Origin of the sequence: Bacillus sp. es.036 (assembly GCF_002563635.1) — a bacterium.
Lineage (GTDB): Bacteria > Bacillota > Bacilli > Bacillales > Guptibacillaceae > Guptibacillus.
In genome coordinates this window covers 1,085,501-1,107,869 of the sequence record NZ_PDIZ01000001.1, presented here as the reverse complement: position 1 = coordinate 1,107,869, position 22,369 = coordinate 1,085,501, and the positions used below count along the sequence as shown (strand labels likewise).

At 41.7% G+C, this 22,369-nt stretch carries 20 protein-coding genes and 2 pseudogenes; all 22 read right to left on the bottom strand.

The window, feature by feature from the left end; translation table 11 throughout:
- Window positions 1-9: 9 nt before the first annotated feature.
- Window positions 10-906 carry a tRNA pseudouridine(55) synthase TruB gene (gene truB / locus ATG70_RS05725; protein ID WP_098443392.1) on the bottom strand — a complete coding sequence of 299 codons (897 nt, stop codon included), beginning with the start codon at window positions 904-906 and terminating at the stop codon, window positions 10-12.
- A gap of 65 nt (window positions 907-971) precedes the next feature.
- Window positions 972-1,322: a 30S ribosome-binding factor RbfA gene (rbfA, locus tag ATG70_RS05720; protein ID WP_098443391.1), complete on the bottom strand. Its 351-nt coding sequence runs from the start codon at window positions 1,320-1,322 to the stop codon at window positions 972-974.
- A gap of 20 nt (window positions 1,323-1,342) precedes the next feature.
- Window positions 1,343-1,618: a DUF503 domain-containing protein gene (locus ATG70_RS05715; protein ID WP_098443390.1), complete on the bottom strand. Its 276-nt coding sequence runs from the start codon at window positions 1,616-1,618 to the stop codon at window positions 1,343-1,345.
- Window positions 1,615-3,366 (bottom strand): annotated as a pseudogene (infB, locus tag ATG70_RS05710) (translation initiation factor IF-2); the annotation flags it as partial. The gene ATG70_RS05715 and the pseudogene infB, both read right to left, overlap by 4 nt.
- Before the next feature lie 212 nt (window positions 3,367-3,578).
- Window positions 3,579-3,699, bottom strand: a pseudogene (locus tag ATG70_RS22960) (translation initiation factor IF-2 N-terminal domain-containing protein); the annotation flags it as partial.
- A gap of 15 nt (window positions 3,700-3,714) precedes the next feature.
- Entirely contained in the window at window positions 3,715-4,020 is a 306-nt protein-coding gene (locus tag ATG70_RS05705) for a YlxQ family RNA-binding protein (protein ID WP_098443388.1), read from the bottom strand.
- The gene (rnpM, locus tag ATG70_RS05700; RefSeq protein WP_098443387.1) at window positions 4,021-4,284 is read right to left on the bottom strand and encodes an RNase P modulator RnpM; all 264 of its coding nucleotides are present in this window, start codon (window positions 4,282-4,284) and stop codon (window positions 4,021-4,023) included.
- Window positions 4,285-4,308: 24 nt separating this feature from the next.
- On the bottom strand, window positions 4,309-5,418 hold the full coding sequence (gene nusA / locus ATG70_RS05695; RefSeq protein WP_098443386.1) for a transcription termination factor NusA: 1,110 nt from the start codon (window positions 5,416-5,418) through the stop codon (window positions 4,309-4,311).
- Window positions 5,419-5,436: 18 nt separating this feature from the next.
- Complete coding sequence (rimP, locus tag ATG70_RS05690; RefSeq protein ID WP_098443385.1) at window positions 5,437-5,907, bottom strand: ribosome maturation factor RimP; 471 nt, start codon at window positions 5,905-5,907, stop codon at window positions 5,437-5,439.
- Between the two features lie 158 nt (window positions 5,908-6,065).
- Window positions 6,066-10,355 (bottom strand): PolC-type DNA polymerase III, encoded by a 4,290-nt coding sequence (locus ATG70_RS05685; RefSeq protein WP_098443384.1) that lies wholly within the window; start codon window positions 10,353-10,355, stop codon window positions 6,066-6,068.
- A gap of 79 nt (window positions 10,356-10,434) precedes the next feature.
- Window positions 10,435-12,054, bottom strand: a complete 1,620-nt coding sequence (locus ATG70_RS05680; protein ID WP_098443383.1) for a proline--tRNA ligase — start codon at window positions 12,052-12,054, stop codon at window positions 10,435-10,437.
- A 42-nt stretch (window positions 12,055-12,096) separates the two neighbouring features.
- Complete coding sequence (gene rseP / locus ATG70_RS05675) at window positions 12,097-13,350, bottom strand: RIP metalloprotease RseP (RefSeq protein WP_098443382.1); 1,254 nt, start codon at window positions 13,348-13,350, stop codon at window positions 12,097-12,099.
- 15 nt (window positions 13,351-13,365) lie between these two features.
- Window positions 13,366-14,514, bottom strand: a complete 1,149-nt coding sequence (dxr, locus tag ATG70_RS05670) for a 1-deoxy-D-xylulose-5-phosphate reductoisomerase (RefSeq protein ID WP_098443381.1) — start codon at window positions 14,512-14,514, stop codon at window positions 13,366-13,368.
- Between the two features lie 32 nt (window positions 14,515-14,546).
- Complete coding sequence (locus ATG70_RS05665) at window positions 14,547-15,353, bottom strand: phosphatidate cytidylyltransferase (RefSeq protein WP_098443380.1); 807 nt, start codon at window positions 15,351-15,353, stop codon at window positions 14,547-14,549.
- A gap of 21 nt (window positions 15,354-15,374) precedes the next feature.
- A complete protein-coding gene (locus tag ATG70_RS05660; RefSeq protein ID WP_098443379.1) occupies window positions 15,375-16,142 on the bottom strand; it encodes an isoprenyl transferase in 768 nt (255 codons plus the stop codon).
- Between the two features lie 91 nt (window positions 16,143-16,233).
- Complete coding sequence (gene frr / locus ATG70_RS05655; protein WP_098443378.1) at window positions 16,234-16,791, bottom strand: ribosome recycling factor; 558 nt, start codon at window positions 16,789-16,791, stop codon at window positions 16,234-16,236.
- Between the two features lies 1 nt (window position 16,792).
- Window positions 16,793-17,518, bottom strand: a complete 726-nt coding sequence (gene pyrH, locus ATG70_RS05650; RefSeq protein WP_098443377.1) for a UMP kinase — start codon at window positions 17,516-17,518, stop codon at window positions 16,793-16,795.
- Window positions 17,519-17,591: 73 nt separating this feature from the next.
- Window positions 17,592-18,473 (bottom strand): translation elongation factor Ts, encoded by an 882-nt coding sequence (gene tsf / locus ATG70_RS05645; protein WP_098443376.1) that lies wholly within the window; start codon window positions 18,471-18,473, stop codon window positions 17,592-17,594.
- 100 nt (window positions 18,474-18,573) lie between these two features.
- The gene (gene rpsB, locus ATG70_RS05640; RefSeq protein WP_098443375.1) at window positions 18,574-19,305 is read right to left on the bottom strand and encodes a 30S ribosomal protein S2; all 732 of its coding nucleotides are present in this window, start codon (window positions 19,303-19,305) and stop codon (window positions 18,574-18,576) included.
- Between the two features lie 287 nt (window positions 19,306-19,592).
- Window positions 19,593-20,369 (bottom strand): GTP-sensing pleiotropic transcriptional regulator CodY, encoded by a 777-nt coding sequence (codY, locus tag ATG70_RS05635; protein WP_098443374.1) that lies wholly within the window; start codon window positions 20,367-20,369, stop codon window positions 19,593-19,595.
- Between the two features lie 21 nt (window positions 20,370-20,390).
- A complete protein-coding gene (gene hslU / locus ATG70_RS05630; RefSeq protein WP_098443373.1) occupies window positions 20,391-21,785 on the bottom strand; it encodes an ATP-dependent protease ATPase subunit HslU in 1,395 nt (464 codons plus the stop codon).
- Window positions 21,786-21,815: 30 nt separating this feature from the next.
- Window positions 21,816-22,355 carry an ATP-dependent protease subunit HslV gene (gene hslV, locus ATG70_RS05625; protein ID WP_098443372.1) on the bottom strand — a complete coding sequence of 180 codons (540 nt, stop codon included), beginning with the start codon at window positions 22,353-22,355 and terminating at the stop codon, window positions 21,816-21,818.
- Between the last annotated feature and the right edge of the window lie 14 nt (window positions 22,356-22,369).

The window sequence follows — 22,369 nt, the reverse complement described above, 5'->3', positions numbered from 1 at the left end:
CTTCTAACTTCATCTCGAAAACACTTTCTCAGGCTTCATTAAGCCAGGTTTATCAGGATGTTTTTGATAGATTGCAATTGCTTCTCCGTCCTTATTGTACATAACGAGTCGATCTTCTGTCATCTCTTCCACCTGAGGAAGTACAGCTCCATTTTGAAGTTTTGCTTCAAGCTCAGGTTCGACTGTTAAAGATGGCATGGCAGAAAGAGCATATTCCATCGGGAAAAGAGAGAGCGATTCATCTTCTATCATCTGTTTAATTTCATCAAATGTCAAACATTCTTCTAGTTTAAATGGGCCAGAAGCGGTGCGAATTAAAAATGACATATGAGCTGGATACCCAAGATGCTCTCCTATATCGACCGCAAGTGTTCGAATGTAAGTCCCCTTACTGCATGTAACACGAACAGGGATTGAAATAGTTCCATCGTCTTTTGTTACCTCACCAATTCGTTCAAGCTCATGAATAGTGACTTTTCGAGACGGACGCTCAACGACCTCTCCCTTGAATGCATACTCATATAATTTTTTTCCGTTTATTTTAACAGCAGAATACATCGGAGGAACTTGCTCAATTGTCCCTCTAAACGTTGCAAGGGCTTCTTCGATTTCATGAGTTGATGGGATTTTCTCTACGTTCTTTTCATCCACCTTATCTCCAGATGCATCTTCTGTCGTCGTTGAAAATCCAAGTGTAATAACCGCTTCATACGTTTTCGAGAAATCCGTCATATATTGTGCAACTTTTGTTGCTCTTCCAATGCATAATGGCAATACGCCCGTCACATCAGGATCTAACGTTCCCGTATGTCCCACTTTTTTAGTGTGTAATAACTTTCTAGTTATGGCAACACAGTCATGAGAGGTCATCCCAGCCGGTTTTTTTAAAGGTAATACGCCGTTCATGCTCTTCCTCCTTTCAATCTGATGACATAGAGAAAGGATAGACATTCCTGCCTATCCCTTCGTCACTACTCATCCGCTTGATTTAAATCTGCAAGAAGTCGTTCGATTTTGTTACCATAATCGATTGATTCATCAAATTCAAAGTAAATCTCCGGTGTTTTACGAAGACGGATGCGTTTCCCTATCTCAGAACGGATAAATCCTGTTGCTTTTGCAAGGCCGTTCAGGGTTGCTTCTTTCTTCTCTTCGTCACCAAGGACCGTAATAAATACCGTTGCTTGCTGTAGATCATTCGTAACTTCGACTGCTGTTACTGTAACGAAACCTACGCGCGGGTCTTTAATCTTCCTGCTGATTATATCACCAAGTTCTTTCTTCATCTGTTCACCAACACGATTTGCGCGAACATTACTCATCGTTACACCTCGTTTCTTTCCTAAAGCCACTCATAAGTTGCTCGAGTGAGTTCGATATCCGGACGTGAGTCAATCAATGAAATGGCACGCTGTAGCTCACGCTCACACGCCGTTTTGCTTGAAGCCGTCGTGACAATACCAATCACAGTATGTTGCCAGAGATCCTGGCTATCAAGCTCAGAAATTGCAAGATTATTGTGTTTCAGTCGGCTTATCACCGACTGAAGCACAGCTCTTTTTTCCTTCAAGGATTGCGCATCGTAAATGATGCATTCACATTCGACGTATCCAATCACTTAGGCTTTACTTCCTCCATGATATAGGCTTCAATAATGTCGCCTTCTTTAACATCATTGAACTTTGCAAGTGTAATACCACATTCGTATCCTTTTGCCACTTCTTTCGCATCGTCTTTGAAGCGTTTCAATGTATCTACTTCACCTTCGAATACGACAATTCCGTCACGGATAACACGAACGCCAGAATTACGTGTGATTTTACCTTCTGTTACGTAAGATCCTGCAATTGTACCTACTTTAGAAACTTTAAACGTTTCACGTACTTCAGCTTGACCAATTACTTTTTCCTCATAAACTGGATCAAGCATTCCTTTCATTGCCGACTCGATTTCTTCAATCGCTGTATAAATCACACGATGCAAGCGAATTTCTACTTGCTCAGAATCAGCCACTTTCTTCGCATTTGAATCAGGACGTACGTTAAATCCAATAATGATCGCATTAGAAGCAGAAGCAAGAATAATATCTGATTCTGTAATCGCACCAACAGCTGTATGAATAATGTTGATCTTCACACCTTCTACTTCAATCTTCTGAAGTGAGCCAGCAAGTGCTTCAACAGAACCCTGTACATCAGCTTTCACGATAACATTGATATCTTTCACATCGCCTTGCTGAATCTTTTCAAATAAATCATCCAAATTCATTTTTGAAGATTCTTTACGCTGAGCTTCAATTTGCTGCTGATTACGCGCTTCCCCAACTTGACGTGCTGTTTTCTCATCTTCAAATGCCACAAAACGATCACCAGCATTTGGAACGTCACTCAAACCAGTCACTTCTACAGGCGTAGAAGGTGCAGCTGTTTCAACACGCTTACCAAGATCGTTGACCATCGCACGAACACGACCAAACGTGTTACCAACTACGACAGGATCACCAACTTTTAGCGTCCCTTCTTGTACAAGAAGTGTAGCAACTGGCCCGCGCCCTTTATCTAGCTGCGCTTCAATCACTGTACCTGTAGCAAGCTTATTAGGGTTTGCTTTAAACTCTTCTACTTCTGAGATCAAGAGGATCGTCTCAAGAAGATTGTCAATACCTTCACGCTTAATGGCAGAAAGGTTAACGAAAATTGTATCGCCACCCCATGCTTCAGAAACGAGTTCATACTCAGTTAGTTCCTGCATTACGCGATCAGGATTTGCTCCTTCTTTATCCATCTTATTAACTGCAACGATAATTGGAACTTCTGCTGCTTTTGCGTGGTTAATGGCTTCAACCGTTTGTGGCATAACGCCGTCATCCGCTGCAACAACAAGAACCGTAATATCCGTTACTTTTGCTCCACGTGCGCGCATTGTTGTAAATGCTGCGTGTCCAGGAGTATCAAGGAACGTGATTTTCTTATTGTTCTCTTCAATCTGGTAAGCACCAATGTGCTGCGTAATACCGCCTGCTTCACCCTGCGTTACTTTTGTATCGCGAATTCCGTCAAGTAGTGTTGTTTTACCGTGGTCAACGTGACCCATGATCGTCACAACAGCAGGACGCTCAACAAGCTTACCTTCTTCGTCTTCACTTGTGTAATTATCAAGATCTGTTACTTCGAACAGCTCTTCTTCTTCAACTTTTACGCCGTAATCATCACAAATGAGCTCCATAGTATCTTTGTCTAGTTCCTGGTTAATTGTAGCCATTACACCAAGACCCATTAGCTTTTTAATAAGTTCAGAAGCATCTTTACCTAGCTTTTCAGCAAGTTGGCCTACTGTAAGTGAACCAATAAACGTTACCTTAGAAGGCAATCTTCTTGGAGCAGCCGTGTTTTTAGGAGGTTGTCCTTTCCCACGACGGTTAGGACGACGTCCACCGCGGCGATTGTTTGGCGCGCTTTTACTATTCTTTTGATTTGCATTTGCTTTTGGGTTGTTTCGATTGTTTTTATTTTCCATACTGTTTTTGTCGCTTCCCTTTTTGGATTGTTTCGAATCGTTATTAAGCTTAGCCATCGCCTGATCATCAATCACAGACATATGATTTTTTACCGTAATATTCATGCTTGTTAACTTTTCGATAACATCCTTACTAGTAGTATTATGTTCTTTTGCATACTCATGAATTCGCATCTTACTCATACGATCACCCCCGAGTTATTGATCGAGCATCGCGTGAAGTTTCTTCGCAAACCCTGCATCAGTAACGGCTATCGTGACTCGTTGAACTTTGCCAATTGCATGACCAAGTTCATAGCGCCCTGTAACAAAACATACTGGGACTTTATAAGTAGTTGCTTTATCCGTAATTTTCTTTCTCGTGTTGTCTGATGCGTCATTCGCTATTAAAACGAGTTTGGCGCTCTTGCGCTGAATTTCCTTCACCACAAGTTCTTCTCCAGACACAACTTTGCCAGCACGCTGAGCAAGTCCTAGAAGTGACTCCCAATTCTTGTTGTTCATTTAGTTTGACCGCGATTCTGCGAGGTCAGCATAAATATCTTCCGTCACTTCTGCTTTTAGATGAGCCGCTAAAGAATTTCGCTTTTTAGCAAGAGCAAAGCACTCTTCTTTGTTGCAAAGGTATGCGCCTCGTCCATTCTTTTTACCCGTTTGGTCGATCGATATAACCCCTTCAGGCGAACGAACAATTCGAACGAGCTCTTTTTTTGGCTTCATTTCTTGACAGGCGACACATTTTCTCATCGGAATTTTACGTTTTTGCACGATGGACACCTCTCCCGATCTTGCTTAATCTAGCTCTGAATCTTCAGCGTCATTTCCCTCGAAAAGAGGAGCTTCATCAGCACTATAGATGCCGAGTTCTTCCGCTTCAGATTGACTCTTAATATCAATTTTCCATCCTGTAAGCTTTGCTGCGAGACGAGCGTTCTGACCGCGCTTCCCGATCGCAAGCGAGAGCTGATAGTCTGGTACGATAACCTGAGTCATTTTGTTTTCTTCATCTACATTTACTTTAAGTACTTTTGAAGGACTAAGAGCGTTTGCTACATATTCCACAATATCCTCAGACCAGCTGACAATATCGATTTTCTCGCCTTTAAGCTCATTTACGATTGCCTGAACTCGTTGACCGCGTTGCCCTACACAAGAGCCAACTGGATCCACTTCAGGATCTTCGGCATGAACGGCAATTTTTGATCGATCGCCAGCTTCACGTGAAATTGACTTCACTTCTACAGTGCCGTCAAAAATTTCTGGCACTTCAAGTTCAAATAAACGCTTAAGAAGACCAGGATGAGTTCTTGAAACCATCACCTGTGGCCCTTTGGTTGTTTTTTCAACTTTCGTTACATATACCTTAATACGATCATGAGAATGATACGTTTCATTCGGCATTTGTTCACCTGCAGGGAGAAGTGCTTCGATTCGACCGAGGTCAACATAAATAAAACGATGATCTTGACGCTGAACAATTCCGGTCATGATATCGTCTTCGCGTTCAATAAATTCGCTAAATATGATCCCACGTTCTGCTTCACGGACACGTTGAGTAACAACTTGTTTCGCTGTTTGAGCTGCGATACGACCGAAATTACGAGGCGTTACTTCGATTTCCACGATATCTTCTAATTCATATTGACGATCAATGTCTTTGGCATCTTCGAGTGAGATCTCAAGACGAGAATCTTCCACTTCTTCCACGACATCTTTTCGAGCAAATACGCGGATCGAACCAGTGTCCTGATTAAAATCGACTCTTACATTTTGTGCCTGATGGAAGTTTCGCTTGTACGCCGAAATAAGCGCTGCTTCAATCGCCTCAACGATAATATCCTTGCTGATGCCTTTTTCTTTTTCAAGAATGGTTAGCGCATCTAATAACTCACTACTCTTCATTTTCATTCTCCCCTTTAATTAAAAAACAACCGCAAGCCTTGCGCTTGCTACTTTTTCATAAGGTAATTCTACCTTTTTAATTCTCGTTTTCACTCGCTGTTCAATCACAACCGTTTCACCATCAAAATCAGAAAGCTTACCTTCAAAGCTTTTCTCTCCATCTATTGGTTCGTAAGTTGTCATATAGACTTGTTTTCCAACCGCTTTCTCGAAATCAGTCTTTTTCTTCAGCGGGCGCTCTGCACCTGGAGAAGAAACTTCGAGGAAATAAGGTTGAGTAATTGGATCATGTTTATCTAGCTGTTCACTTAGCTTTTCGCTAATTGTCCCGCACTCCTCAATATCAACACCTCGAGGAGAATCGACATAGACACGGAGAAACCAATTCTTGCCTTCCTGCGTGAATTCTATGTCTACAAGTTCCAGGTTCATTTCATCTGCTATTGGTTTTACTAGTTCTTCAGTAACCGTAATCACATTTTCATTCATTGGTTGTCCTCCTTTCTGATCCTGTACAGCAGGGTCCCAATCGAAAACGAAAGAGTGGGATAGCCCCACTCTTCCGTCGCGTGTGTATTCACTAGTATTTCCACAATTACTATACCATACTCATATAACCAATTCAACAGAGAAGCGAAGGCTCCTCTTTAGAACAAGCTAAGCTGGTTAGCATCTGGAAGTCCTTCAAGACATCCATGGTCATCCAAGTATTCTAGTACTGTCTTTGAAATCTTGCTTCGCTGCTGTAAATCTTCTTTCGAAAGAAACTCTCCGGCTTCTTTGGCGTTTTCAATGTTAATTGCAGCATTCGTTCCAACCCCTGGTAGAGAATTGAACGGAGGGATGAGCGAATCCCCGTCAACGACGAATTCAGCAGCTTTTGATCGATAAAGGTCAACCTTCTGCATACGAAGACCGCGTTCTGACATTTCGAGCGCAATCTCCATCACCGTTAAGAGGTTTTTTTCTTTTGGTGATGCATCAAGTCCCTTTTCGTTAATCTCTTCGATTTTCGCTCGAATCGCATTGGATCCTTTTGCCATTGTATCGATATCAAAATCATCTGCCCTTACTGTTAGATAAGCAGCATAGAAAAGAATCGGATGATGCACTTTGAAATAAGCAATCCGAACAGCCATTAATACATACGCAGCTGCGTGAGCTTTCGGGAACATGTACTTGATTTTCAAACAAGAATCAATGTACCAGTCAGGAACATCATGCTTCTTCATTTCCGCTACCCATTCTTCCTGAAGTCCTTTCCCTTTTCGTACGAACTCCATGATTTTAAACGCAAGAGACGGATCGAGACCTTTATAAATTAAGTAAACCATAATATCATCCCGACAACCAATTACTTCACTTAAGTTACATGTCCCAGCCTGGATGAGCTCTTGCGCATTTCCTAACCATACATCGGTACCATGCGATAGCCCTGAGATCTGAACAAGTTCAGAGAAAGTACTTGGTTTCGTATCCTCAAGCATTTGACGAACAAAACGTGTTCCAAATTCCGGAATACCGTAAGTTCCTGTTTTACACATAATCTGATCTTGGGTAACGCCAAGAGACTCGGTTCCGCTGAAGAGCTTCATAACTTCTGCATCATCAGTTGGTATTGTTTTCGGATCAATCCCACTTAAATCTTGAAGCATACGAATAACAGTCGGATCATCGTGTCCAAGGATATCAAGCTTCAGAAGATTATCATGAATGGAGTGGAAATCAAAATGCGTTGTTTTCCATGCGGATGTTTTATCATCTGCTGGGAATTGGATTGGTGAAAAATCATAAATATCCATATAGTCTGGGACAACGATAATTCCACCTGGGTGCTGGCCAGAAGTCCGTTTCACGCCTGTACACCCTGACACAAGGCGATCAATCTCAGCTCCTCGATAGTGAAGATCATGATCCCCCATATATCCCTTTACATAACCATACGCCGTTTTCTCAGCAACCGTACCAATTGTTCCTGCACGAAACACATTGTCTTCCCCAAACAGTTCCTTCGTATAGTTGTGAGCACGAGGCTGATATTCACCCGAGAAGTTCAAATCAATATCGGGTACCTTATCTCCTTTAAACCCTAGGAACGTTTCAAATGGAATGTCGTGCCCATCTTTTGTCAGAGGGATATTACAATCTTCACAGTTTTTATCAGGAAGATCGAACCCTGATCCTACTGACCCATCGTCAAAGAACTGCGATTTCTTACAAGAAGGACAGACGTAATGCGGCGGTAGTGGGTTAACTTCCGTAATTTCTGTCATGGTAGCCACAAAAGAAGACCCAACTGAACCACGAGATCCTACTAGATAGCCGTCGTTTAACGACTTTTTTACAAGCTTATGAGAAATAAGATAGATAACAGCAAAACCGTGACCGATAATACTCTTTAGCTCTTTTTCAAGTCTTTCTTCAACAATAGTAGGAAGCTCATCGCCATAGATACTTCTAGCCATCCCATAGCTCATTTGACGCATTTCTTCATCGGCACCTTCAATTCGAGGTGTGAAAAGGTCGTCTTTAATCGGTTTAATGTCGTCGATTAAATCGGTTACTACCCGTGGCTTCTGAATGACGATTTCCTTCGCTTTTTCTGCACCAAGGAAATGAAAGCAATCGAGCATTTCATTCGTCGTTCTAAAGTGAACTTGCGGAAGCGTTTGACGATTTAACGGGTTACCCGCTTGGGCTTTAATTAAAATCTTTCGGTAGATATGATCTTCCGGCTCGAGATAGTGTACATTCCCAGTCGCTACGACGGGTTTGTTCAATTTCTCACCAAGCTTCACGATCTTACCGATAATTTCTCTTAAAGCCATTTCATCTTGAACAAGTTCTTTCTCAATTAAATGCATGTAATTTTGAGGAGGCTGAACTTCGAGGTAATCATAGAACTTCGCTATGTCCTCAACTTCTTCAGGAGACTTTTGCATCATCCCTTCGAATACTTCCCCTTTATCACAGCCAGAACCAATAAGCAGGCCTTCTCGGTACTTCTCAAGCTTAGAACGTGGTATCCGAGCGCTTCGATAAAAATAATCGATATGCGATAGCGAAACAAGCTTAAATAAATTCTTTAACCCAACATCATTTTTCGCCAAAATAATGGTATGAGACGGTCGGGTACGCTGAAAGCCCGTTTGGCCCATATTGTCATTTAGCATATTGTGATTCGTTATCTCTCGCTCGAGAGCATCCTTCACTAGCTTCCATAATAAATATCCTGTAGCTTCCGCATCATAAATCGCTCGGTGATGCTGTGTAAGATCAATATCAAACTTTTTACAAAGCGTATTTAATCGGTGATTTCGCATTTCAGGATAAAGAAAACGAGCCAATTCGAGCGTATCAATAACCGGGTTCGTCGCTTCGCCTAAACCGGCATTACGTAATCCAACATTTAAGAACCCCATATCAAAGCTAGCATTATGGGCAACGAGAATGTCATCTCCCATAAACTCATGAAAATCTTTAATTACATCTTCAATCTCAGGTGCATTCGTCACCATATCATCGGTAATACCCGTTAGTTCAATTGTTGTTGAAGAAAGCGGATGATGCGGATTTGCAAAACGCTCAAATTTGTCAACAATTTCACCATCTTTTAGTTTTACAGCTGCCAGTTCGATGATTTTGTTGTAAACAGCGGACAGTCCCGTCGTTTCAACGTCAAAAACGATGTAAGTACCTGTTTCAAGATCTCGATCTGCTTCATTGTACGCCATCGGTACACCATCATCGACAAGATCAGCTTCAAGACCATAAATCACTTTAACGCCATGCTTTTGCCCAGCAGCGTAAGCATCAGGAAATGATTGAACAACATTATGGTCTGTGATTGCAATCGCTGGATGTCCCCATTTAGCTGCCTGAGAGATCAATCCTCCAGCTGTACTAACTGCATCCATTTGACTCATTTGGGTATGCGCATGCAGTTCAATTCGTTTCTCATCTTCAGGTGCTTCGTCCTGTCGCAAGTCAGGTTTGATTTCCGTTAAATCATTCCCAATCATGACAAGATCACGAACGAACGTATCATTTTGAATGCCACCGCGAACTTTCACCCAGATGCCTTTTCGAACAGCTTCTAAAATCGGCACATCTTCTTTATCACGAGAGAACATTTTAACTAGAATTGAATCCGTATAATCGGTTATTTTAAAGGTTAATAATGTTCGACCACTTCTAAGTTCCTTCGTTTCGGCGTGGAAAACATAACCTTGAACAGCGATACGACGTTCTTCATCCTGAATCGTTTCGATTGGCACGGGATCTTCTTTAATTTTGTACCCAATGACGAGTGAATCCGGCACGTTCTTGCTTGAAGATTTATCTGCTTTTTCTTTCTCAATCAAGGCTTCCATCATTTTGGATTGATCTTCTTGCTGCTTTTGTTCAACAAATTTCTGGTAATCCTGCTCAGAAGCTTTCACTTCTACTTCAAGCATGTATTTCGGAAAGCCGGCATTTGTGTAACAGTCAGCTAGCGGTGCTGCTAATTTCCTTCTAGCAATCGCTGCTTCTGTTTCATTACGTACCGTAACGATTAGCTTATTGCCACTAATTTTCGGAGTCTGCTTTTTTAAAACGTTGGTTAAAGACGCAGAATGATCTTGCATTAGTTCCGCAACGTTTTCCCAATAAGCCATGGCAAGTTCTTCATTTCCTCCTGAGTCCGTAGCAATGCTATAGGTCACCTCGGCAATGTGCTTTAATCCATCTTGCAAGCGACTGCGAAATAGCTCGTATACATGAAAAGGAAGAACGTCTGGAAAGTGAAAGTCAAAATGCCACTTCCTCGTTTCTTTATAGACCGTTAACTTTGAAATGTACCCATCCTTGAAGTAGTCAACGAATTTTTCTGGAACCGATATTTGTTGAAGGAGCAGCTGGAGACGTTCTTTCCGTATGTTTAAATCCTGGTCCATTCAATTCTTCCTCCTTCTTAAAATGCGAAGAGGTAGCGAAAAAAAAGGTGGAAGGTACCAATGGCACCTATCCACAGTTTTAGTTCATTTGTGTTAAAAGCTGCTGGATTGTCTTGTTCAAGTCATTAACTGGAACTTCCATAGACTCACCTGTATCTCTTCGCTTTACTTCGACTATTTCTTCATTAGCTTTCTTACCTACAATCACTCTTATCGGAAGTCCGATGAGGTCGGCATCTTTAAACTTAACACCCGCACGCTCTTTGCGATCGTCGTAAAGAACATCGTAGCGCTGCTCGCGCAACGTATCATAAAGACGATCAGATAAAGCTGTCTGCTCATCATCTTTCACGTTAATCGTAATCAAATGAACATCGAACGGAGTCACAGCTAGCGGCCATCTAAGTCCATTGTCATCTGCATTTTGTTCAGCTATAGCTGCGAGCGTTCTTGAGACCCCGATGCCGTAACAGCCCATGATCATCGGTTTCGCTTTTCCACCCTCATCAAGGTAAGACGCGCCCATTGTTTCACTATATTTTGTACCAAGTTTAAATACCTGTCCAATTTCAATGCCTTCTGCAAATACAATCGTACCGTTCCCATCAGGAGATGGATCTCCTTCTTGAATAAAGCGAAGGTCTTCATAACGTTCGATGTTAAAGTCACGATCCGGATTCACATTTTGATAAGCATGCTTACCTGTTAAAGAACCATTTACAATCGAACTAACAGCATGATCGGCCATAATCTTTCCACTAAATGTTTTCACATCTACTTCTTCGTTTATGACTTCCACCAAATCAGTGCCAAAAAGGTTTTTCACCTTGATGTCATTTAATTCATGATCGCCTCTTACTAAGACAAGAATGGTTTCCTCTTGTACTTTAAGTAGAGTTGCATGAATTTGGCGATCTGCTGAAGCCTCACCTTTTCCTTCAGTTAAAGGAGCTTCTGCCTCATCTGGTTTCTGATAAGTAACGTGGACCTCTGCCATCTCAATATTAGCAGCATAATCCGAAGAGTCGCTGTATGCAATCGTATCTTCTCCAACGCTAGAAAGTGCCATAAATTCTTCTGTATCTTTTCCGCCCATTGCTCCAGAATCAGCCACAACTGGACGGAAGTTTAAACCGAGTGTTGTGAAAATACGGCTATAAGCGCTATGCATCGTCTGATAGGCGTCATCAAGCTGCTCATCAGAAGAATGGAAAGAGTAAGCATCTTTCATAATAAATTCTCTGCCACGCAGCAAGCCAAAGCGAGGACGACGCTCATCGCGATACTTTGTTTGAATTTGATATAACGTAACAGGCAACTGCTTGTACGATTTTAGCTCATCTCGAACAAGACTCGTAATTAATTCTTCATGCGTAGCCCCAAGTGCGAAAGGTCGTCCGTGACGATCTTTTAATCGCATTAACTCAGGTCCATAAACATCCCAACGACCTGTTTCCTGCCACAATTCAGCTGGCTGAATCGCTGGCATTAAGAGCTCCTGTGCCCCAACTCCATCGAGCTCTTTCCGAATGACTTCTTCGATTTTCATTAATACTTTTTTGCCTAATGGAAGGTATGAATAAATACCTGACGCATTTTGACGCATAAAACCAGCTCGGACAAGGAGCTGATGACTTTTAATTTCTGCATCAGCTGGATTGTCACGAAGAGTTGGATTAAAGTATTTTGATTGTTTCATCTCCTGCACCTCATTTCATTCTTAAAACGGGTCCTGTCGCTCTTATAAGAAGAAGCGCTGGATATCATTCCATGTTACAACTAACATCAGCAACATAAGGAACGAAAAGCCAATAAAGTGAACAAGGCTTTCCTTTTGGGGATCGATTGGTTTTCCGCGCAATGCTTCAACACCAATAAAGAGAAGTCTTCCTCCATCAAGTGCCGGAAGCGGCAATAAATTAAAGATCCCTAGATTAATGCTTAAGAAGCCAGCCCATCTCATCAGGACATAAAGGCCGCCTGAAGCTGCTTCTTCCGTATAACTATAAATACCTACTGGTCCAGAGAAGGCATCGATCGACAGTTGGCCTGTAACAAGTTGTCCAAGCCCTACAAAGATTGCTTTTCCAAATTCATAGGTTGAAGTAAAGCCAAATACAATGGAATCCAAGAAATTCACCTGATATTCAGGTGCAACACCAATTCGACCAACCGATTGGTTTTCTGAAAGCTCCTGTTTTTCAGGAGTAATCGATAGGGAAACATTCTCTCCTTGACGGTCCACATTAAAGCCAAGTTGGTTATTGGCATTTTCCTGAATAATCGAGGTCATTTGATTCCATCCCGTTATTTCTGTTCCATTGATTTCAGTAATCACGTCACCGTTCATCATACCTGCTTGTTCAGCAGGACTTCCATCGACAACTTCTTTCACTTGATTCGTTGGCGTTCCCTGTAATAAACCGAGTGCAATAAAAATCACGATTGCTAACAAGAAATTCATTACCGGCCCAGCAAAAATAGCCAGGAAACGATCCCAAAGGGATTTTGATCCGAATTGACGATCGTATGGCGCAATTTGAAATTCTGAACCGTCCATCACATAATGGGACGTCTCATCAATCGGATAGACAACGGCGGGTTCATCTTCACCTTCGTAGCCTTTAATAAAAAGGCCACGCTCTAGATCGGCTTCTTCCACCGTTACTTCTTTTAAATTAGGATAAGCTGACTTTTGGTTTATCACAATCTTAGACACTTTGTTTTGATCATTGAAAAGAAGACCAACACGCTGACCTGGTTTTAACTCAATCATTTCAGGATCTTCTCCGGCCATTCGGACAAATCCACCAAGAGGTAGGAGCCTGATTGTGTAAACCGTCTCCCCTTTTTTAAATGTGAAGATTTTCGGTCCGAAGCCTATTGCGAATTCTCGACACAAGATCCCCGCACGCTTTGCGAGAAGCAAGTGACCCAATTCATGGAAAAAAACGAGTGCTCCGAATATGATAATGATCGAAATCACAGTGTTCATATCCACTTACCACCTTTATTTAATTAATGACTGAACTCGTAATCTTGTTTCAGAATCAATTTCAAGTATTTCTTCAAGCGACGCATTTTGAATTACTTCATGTTTCTCCATCGCTTTTTCTACGAGCTCTTCGATCGTTAAGAAATCGATTTTCCCCTCAAGAAATGCGGCAACGGCCGTTTCATTAGCTGCATTTAATACGGCTGGAAGTGAACCACCAGCACGGCCAGCATCATAAGCTAGCTTTAATGCACGGAAGCGGTTGTAATCCACTTGTTCAAAATGGAGTTGACCAACTTCCCATAAGTTTAACCGTTTTGCATTTCTGATTTCAAGTCGATCAGGATAGCTAAGTGCATATTGAATTGGAATTCGCATATCCGGAGTACCTAGATGCGCCATGACGCTTCCGTCTATGTACTCTACCATTGAGTGAATGATACTTTCTTTATGAAGCACGACATCAATTTGATCATAGGGTGTTCCAAATAACCAATGAGCTTCAATCACTTCTAGTCCTTTGTTCATCATCGTTGCTGAATCGATCGTAATTTTAGCTCCCATCGACCAATTTGGGTGATTTAGGGCATCGTGAACGCTAACTCCAGTTAGCTCTTCTCGTTTCTTATCTCGGAAACTACCTCCTGAAGCCGTTAAAATAAGCCGTTCCATTTGCTCCTGCTTTTCACCATTCAAACACTGAAACAGTGCTGAATGTTCACTATCTACTGGTAAAAGGGCAGACCCATGTTTTTTTGCAGCTTCTGTTACTAGATGGCCTGCTGTAACGAGCGTTTCTTTATTCGCTATTGCAATTGTCTTTCCCTGTTCAATCGCTGATAAGGTTGGAGAAAGGCCGATACTACCAAGAATTGCGTTAACGAGAACGGTTGATTCATGATGGCAAGCAACTTCTAAAAGCCCTTCATCTCCATAAACAATTTTCGTTTTCCTTGAAATCATTCTTCTGAGTGAATCAGCATCTTCTTTCTTTTGGACAGACAATAACTTTGGCTTAAACTCTTCCGCTATTTCGACCGCTTTTTCAACATTTTTCCCAACGGAAAATGCGACAAGGGAAAACATATCAGGATGCATTCTTATGATATCGAGAGTCTGAACACCGATCGAGCCAGATGCTCCAAGTAAACTAATTTTCTTCAAAAAATTCGTTCCTCCAATCCACTCTGTTTCGACTATACCAGGTTAAGTAAATGCAGAAGGGGGAGAACGAATATAAGACTATCAAATCGATCAAGTATCCCTCCGTGCCCTGGTAAGATACTGCCGGAATCTTTCACTCCATAATGACGCTTAAACGCAGATTCAACAAGATCACCAATCTGTCCAAAAACAGACGTTAACACCGATACGATTAGAACAACAACCATGGAATCATATACCGGATAAATCATTTGAAAAACAATTCCTACGATTAAGGCCATCACAACGCCTCCAACTGCACCTTCAACGGTTTTGTTTGGAGATATATGTGGCCAAAGTTTTTTCTTACCGAGTGATCGTCCCACAAAATAGGCTCCAGAATCAGATGCCCATATGAGAAAGATAATAAAGAACAAATGAATCATGCCGTCTAAATTACTTTCACCAAGATAACGAGTTGCTGTGAAGTAATAAAAACCTAAACCAACATAGAGCGACGCCATCATAATAAAAGAACTTTCATCAAAACTATACTTATTTTTCGTCAGAACCGTCATTGCAAGTAAAATGAGCAGTCCGAAAAACAAGAGATCAATTTTGGTAAAAACAGATGATGTTAGTGAAGCAATCCAGTCATCAGGCATGACAAGAATCCACGTTCCGACGATAGCAAGTAAGCCAGGAAGTGAAACCAATGTGATTTTCTTCATCAGTAACAATTCAACCATTCCAATTGTGGCAACTAACGCCATCAAAAGAATGAACGGCCAGTCTCCAATTACAATCATTCCTAACAAGAGGGCGCCAAAAATCACACCCGTTATAACTCGTTGTTTCATTACATTAATGTCCTCCTACACTTACACCCCGCCGTAACGTCTTCCTCTTCGCTGATATTCCTGTACGGCTTCAACAAAATGGTGCTCTGTGAAATCAGGCCATAGAACTTCTGTAAACCATAGTTCTGTGTAAGCCAGCTGCCAGAGCATAAAGTTACTTAAGCGTATTTCTCCGCTTGTCCGTATAAGTAAATCCGGATCCGGATATTGACTACTGAGTAAATAGGAAGAAATTCTCTCTTCCGTAATCTCTTCTTCAGTCAGTATCCCCTTTTTCACATCACTTAATAACCGCTGCATGGCCATCTTCATTTCATGACGGCTGCCATAGTTTAGTGCGAAATTAAGAATAAGTCCGGTGTTATCTTTCGTTTCTTCTACTGCCTTGCTAATGGCTTTGAACGTATGGGGGGGCAGCTGCTCTCGTTCTCCCATTATTCGTACTTGAACATTCTGCTCAATCAACTCTGGCAGGTGGCTAAGTAGAAATTGTTCTGGGAGCTTCATCAAAAAGTCTACTTCCTCTTTCGGTCGTTTCCAATTTTCAGTTGAAAAGGCATAGAGCGTTAAATAATGCACTCCTAGATCATTTGCCTTCCGAACGATCTTCTTCACTACCTTCACACCTTCACGGTGGCCAGCCACACGTGGGAGACCTCGCTTCTTGGCCCAGCGTCCATTGCCATCCATAATGATCGCAATATGTCCTGGGATATTAGCAGATGTGTTAATTTCTAATTGTTCCTCATCTTCATTCTTTCTCATCCAGTTCGAGAACTTCCCAAGCATTGCAAATCCTCCATTGTGTCACTTACTTAACAAAAAAACCCCCTGTGGGAAAAGAGGGTCCTTTTATTATCTTATTTTACATGTTATTGATTTAGACTTCCATGATTTCTTTTTCTTTATCAGCAGCAATGCTGTCAGCTTCAGCTACATATTTGTCAGTAAGCTTCTGCACATCATCGTTTCCGCGGCGAAGCTCATCTTCTGTAATGTCGCCATCTTTTTCTTGTTTCTTTAACTCATCATTTGCATCGCGGCGAATGTTACGAATCACAACTTTGCCTTCTTCAGCATATTTCTTAACGAGTTTAACAAGATCTTTACGACGCTCTTCCGTAAGAGCTGGGATTGTAAGACGAATGACATTTCCATCATTAGAAGGTGTTAGGCCAAGGTCAGATTTAAGAATGGCTTTTTCGATATCGCCAATCGCAGTTTTATCGTAAGGCTGGATCAATAACATACGCGCTTCTGGAACTGAAACACCAGCAAGTTGGTTAACAGGTGTTGGAGCACCATAGTAATCTACTTGAACTTTATCAAGTAGAGAAGCATTTGCTCTTCCTGCTCGCAGTGTCGCTAGCTCACGCTTTAAGCTTGAAATTCCATTTTGCATACGTTCTTCAGCGTTTTTCAAGATTTCTTTCGTCATCTTAATTTCTCCCCTTTACTACTGTTCCAATTTCTTCGCCACAAATGGCGCGCTTAATGTTGCCTTCTTCCATGATAGAGAAGACAACTAGTGGAATATCGTTGTCCATACAAAGTGAAGAAGCTGTGGAGTCCATTACAGCTAAACCTTCCTTGAGTACATCAAGGTAAGAAAGAGTGTCATACTTCTTCGCAGTCGCGTCAACTGTCGGATCGGCTGTATAAACGCCGTCTACGTTGTTTTTCGCCATCAAAATAACATCTGCTTCAATTTCGGCCGCACGCAATGCTGCAGTTGTATCTGTCGAGAAGTATGGGTTACCAGTACCTGCTGCAAAAATGACAACGCGTTTTTTTTCAAGGTGACGAATGGCTTTACGACGGATGTACGGTTCAGCTACCTGTCTCATTTCGATTGAAGTTTGAACACGCGTTTCAACTCCAATGCTTTCAAGGCTATCCTGCATTGCAAGTGAATTCATTACAGTAGCAAGCATCCCCATATAATCAGCAGTCGTACGATCCATTCCCATTTCACTGCCTACTTTTCCACGCCAGATGTTTCCACCGCCGACAACAACAGCAACTTCTACACCCATTTCATGAATTTCCTTCACCTGTGATGCGATAGACTGAACGATTGAAGGTGATATTCCCTGACCTTCTCCACCGGACAATGCTTCTCCGCTTAATTTTAACACAACGCGTTCATACTTGGCTCCGCTCATTTTAACCCTCCAGCATGTTTATCAGTATTTGTTCTTGAAAAATAGGGAACACAGCGTGTTCCCTATCATTGTTTTACTTCTTCACTTGAGACATAACTTCTTCAGCGAAGTTATCTTCACGTTTCTCCATGCCTTCGCCAACTTCGTAGCGGATGAAGCCTTTTACAGTAGCGCCTTTAGATTCAACGTACTTTCCTACTTTTTGATCAGTGTCTTTAACAAACGGCTGATCAACTAGAGAAATTTCTTCGAAGAATTTGTTGATACGGCCTTCTACCATTTTCTCAACAATTTTCTCAGGCTTACCTTCGTTAAGGGCCTGTTGTTTAAGAACTTCGCGCTCACGCTCAACTTCTTCAGTTGGAACAGCATCGCGAGATACGAAACGAGGGTTAACTGCCGCTGTGTGCATTGCTACGTCTTTCGCTACTTCTTCATCAGTTGTACCTTCAAGAAGTGTTAGAACACCGATGCGTCCACCCATGTGAAGGTAAGCGCCAAATGCATCTGCATCAGTTTTCTCAACGATTTGGAAGCGACGAAGAGAAATTTTCTCTCCAATTTTCGCGATTTTATCATTCAAATATTCAGTCACTGTTTGTCCGTTTTCCATTTTGCTTTCAAGAGCTGCATCTACAGACTCAGGATTTGTTTTAAGGAGGTGTTGAGAGATTTCGTTGATTAAAGAAGTAAAGCTCTCGTTCTTTGCAACGAAGTCAGTTTCAGAGTTAATTTCAGCGATTACTGCTTTGTTTCCTTCAACAGCGATCGTTGCAAGACCTTCTGCTGCTACGCGGTCAGCTTTTTTCGCTGCTTTCGAGATACCTTTCTCACGAAGCCAGTCAATTGCCTTGTCCATGTCACCATCGTTTTCAGTTAGTGCTTTTTTGCAATCCATCATTCCTGCGCCTGTTTGTGCACGCAATTCTTTTACCATTTGAGCTGTTACTGCCATTAGTAATTCCTCCTTGAATTATGATATGTAATCATACCCTTTTGGGTTAAAAAAAGGTGATAAAGGGGTTAGAGTTCCCCTTTATCACCCCTTTGTGTTCTTATACAGATGTTTCTTCAGTTTCTACCGCTTCAACTTCTGCTTCTTCTTCTACTTTGCTAACTTCGATAACAGCGTCAGCCATTTTAGCAGTAAGAAGTTTCACAGCGCGGATTGCATCGTCGTTACCAGGGATAATATAGTCGATCTCATCTGGATCACAGTTTGTATCCACGATCGCAACGATAGGGATATTAAGCTTACGAGCCTCAGCAATAGCGATACGCTCTTTACGAGGGTCGATTACGAACATTGCGTCTGGAACGCCGTTCATATCTTTAATACCACCAAGGAATCTTTCAAGGCGATCCATTTCTTTTTTAAGAAGCATAACTTCTTTCTTAGGTAGTACTTCGAATGTACCGTCTTCTTGCATCTTTTCAAGGCTCTTCAGGCGGTTGATACGCTTTTGAATAGTTTCAAAGTTCGTAAGCGTTCCACCCAACCAGCGTTGGTTGATGTAGTATTGACCAGCACGGATCGCTTCATCCTTAACGGAATCTTGCGCTTGCTTTTTTGTACCTACGAAAAGAACTTTACCACCGTCCTGAGCGATGTCACGAACGAAGTTATAAGCTTCTTCGACTTTCTTCACTGTTTTTTGAAGATCGATAATGTAGATACCGTTTCTTTCAGTGAAGATATAAGGTTTCATTTTCGGGTTCCAACGACGAGTCTGATGACCGAAGTGTACCCCAGCTTCAAGAAGCTGTTTCATAGAGATTACTGCCATGATTGTGTTCCTCCTAATGGTTTTTTTATCCTCCGCTTGCATCTATTTCGGAAAAAACTGCGTCTGCAGCACCACTTTCCAAATCAACAAGCGTGTGTGATTAACACCGTTGATTAATATATCATATCATGTGACAAGTCGCAAGTTTAAATCTTAAATTCCATGAATACCTATACTATCTTACTCTCATAATCCATATAAAAGCTTAGCATTCCAATGCACCACGCATAAAAAAATGCCGAAAATACTAATAAAAACGCTCCGAGAGTCCCGGAGCGTTTAATCAATTATTGCGTCTTCAGTTTTGATAGTTCTACAAGAAACTTATCGTTAAGAACTTTAATATAAGTTCCTTTCATTCCTAGAGAACGAGACTCAATAACACCAGCACTCTCAAGCTTACGAAGAGCGTTTACGATGACAGAACGTGTAATCCCTACGCGGTCAGCAATTTTACTTGCAACAAGAAGTCCTTCATTTCCTTCAAGTTCTTCGAAAATATGCTCAATTGCTTCAAGTTCACTATAGGAAAGAGAAGAAATCGCCATTTGCACGACTGCTTTGTTTCTTGCTTCTTCTTCAATTTCTTCTGCCTTCTCATGAAGAATCTCCATTCCTACTACGGTTGCACCGTACTCAGCTAACAAAAGATCATCATCTGAGAATGAATCGCTTAGACGAGATAGAATAAGCGTACCTAGACGGCTTCCACCACCAACGATTGGTACAATCGTTGTTAGACCTTTTTCGAAAAGATCACGATTCTCTACAGGGAAAGCTGTGTATTCGCTTGTAATGTCAAGGTTCGAAGACGTTTCACCAATGTTAAAGAGATTCTGCGTATATTCTTCTGGAAACTGACGCTCTGAGAACATATTCTTCATACGTTCGTTCTCAATTTCTTGATTAATCGCGATGCCAAGTAATTTACCTCTGCGGCTTACAACATATACGTTTGCCATAATAGCGTCACGTAGCGTTTCTGCCATATCGGTAAAGTTAACTGGACCCTCTGACTTTTGTAGCATACCATTAATTTTTCTTGTTTTTTCAAGTAAATTCATTGTTTTGTCCTCCTGTATGTATTATAGGATGTATTGGCTGAGGTCACGGTTCTTCGCAATAGAAGCTAACTTTTCCTCAACATACTCTGGTGTGATTGTAATGCTGTCTAGATTAATGTCTGGCGCTTCAAATGAAAGATCTTCAAGAAGCTTTTCTAAAATTGTATGAAGTCTTCGCGCACCAATATTATCCGTGTCCTGGTTCACTTCTGTAGCAATTGTAGCAATTTTAAGAATAGCATCGTCAGAAAATTCAACTTTAATACCTTCAGTTTCTAATAAAGCTGTATATTGCTTCACAAGAGCATTATCAGGCTCTGTCAAAATCCGCTTAAAGTCGTCTACCGTTAAACTAGATAGCTCTACGCGAATTGGGAAACGGCCCTGTAGCTCAGGAATTAGATCAGATGGTTTTGACATATGGAAAGCTCCTGCAGCCATAAATAAAATGTGATCTGTTTTAACAGGTCCATATTTTGTTGTTACTGTTGAGCCTTCTACAATCGGTAAGATGTCTCTTTGAACACCTTCTCTAGAAACATCAGCTGATTGCTGGCTTTTCCCAGCTACCTTATCAATTTCATCAATGAAGATGATACCCGATTGTTCTGTCTTTGAAACAGCATCTTGCGCAACTTCGTCCATATCTACGAGTTTTGCTGCTTCGTCCTGTGTTAAAACTTTTCTTGCTTCTGACACAGGCAGCTTACGCTTTTTCTTCTTTTTGGGCATAATGTTGCCGAGCATATCCTGCATGTTCATACCCATTTGTTCCATACCAGCTCCCTGGAACATATCCATCATGGAGTTGTTTTGCTCTTCAACTTCCACTGTAATCATGCGATCTTCCAGTTCACCAAGTGCGAGCTGCTGAGCCATTTGCTTCCGCCTTGATGCAATGGTCTGATCTTCACTTGCGGACTGGTTCGCTGTTTCCTCTTGTCCTTGATTACCAAATAACATTTCAAGCGGATTTTTGTATTGGGTTTGCTTTTTACTAGAAGGTACAAGCAATTCCACAATGCGTTTGTTCGCATTTTCTTCCGCCTTGCCCTTCACCTGTTCCATGCGATCTTCTTTGACAAGCCTGATTGATGTTTCCACGAGATCACGAACCATCGATTCCACATCTCGACCAACATAACCTACTTCAGTAAATTTCGTTGCTTCAACTTTAATGAATGGCGCATTGACAAGGCGAGCAAGTCGACGTGCTATCTCAGTCTTACCTACGCCTGTAGGTCCAATCATTAAGATATTTTTTGGATTCACTTCATCCTTCAGTTTGTCGCTCAGCTGGCTACGGCGGTATCGATTTCTTAATGCCACTGCGACAGCCTTCTTCGCGTCATTCTGACCAACAATATACTGATCAAGCTTTTCAACAATTTGTCTCGGTGTTAATGGATTAGACATACGATCTCCTCCAAAGATACATTTTATATACTAAATGGTTTCTACGATAATTTGATCATTCGTGTATACGCATATTTCAGATGCAATTTCCATAGATGCTCGCGCAATTTCTTCAGCGGTTTTGTTATCACTATAACGCTTAAGTGCTCTGCCTGCTGAAAGAGCGTAGTTTGAACCTGAACCAATTGAAAGAATGCCATCATCAGGTTCAATCACTTCACCAGTACCTGAGATTAGCAATAGCTCATCTTTGTTCATTACTATTAGCATCGCTTCAAGCTTCCTTAACACGCGATCGCTGCGCCACTCTTTAGCAAGTTCCACAGCGGCACGCTGAAGGTTGCCACCAAATTCCTCAAGCTTGCTCTCAAATTTCTCAAAAAGAGTAAAAGCATCAGCAACGGATCCTGCAAATCCCGCAACTACTTTTCCATGAAAAAGCCTTCTTACTTTCTTAGCTGTATGCTTCATGACCACAGCATTTCCGAATGTAACCTGACCGTCACCAGCCATTGCACACTCACCATTATGCTGAACGGCAAATATCGTTGTAGAATGAAAGTCTCCCATAAGTTCCTCCTCCC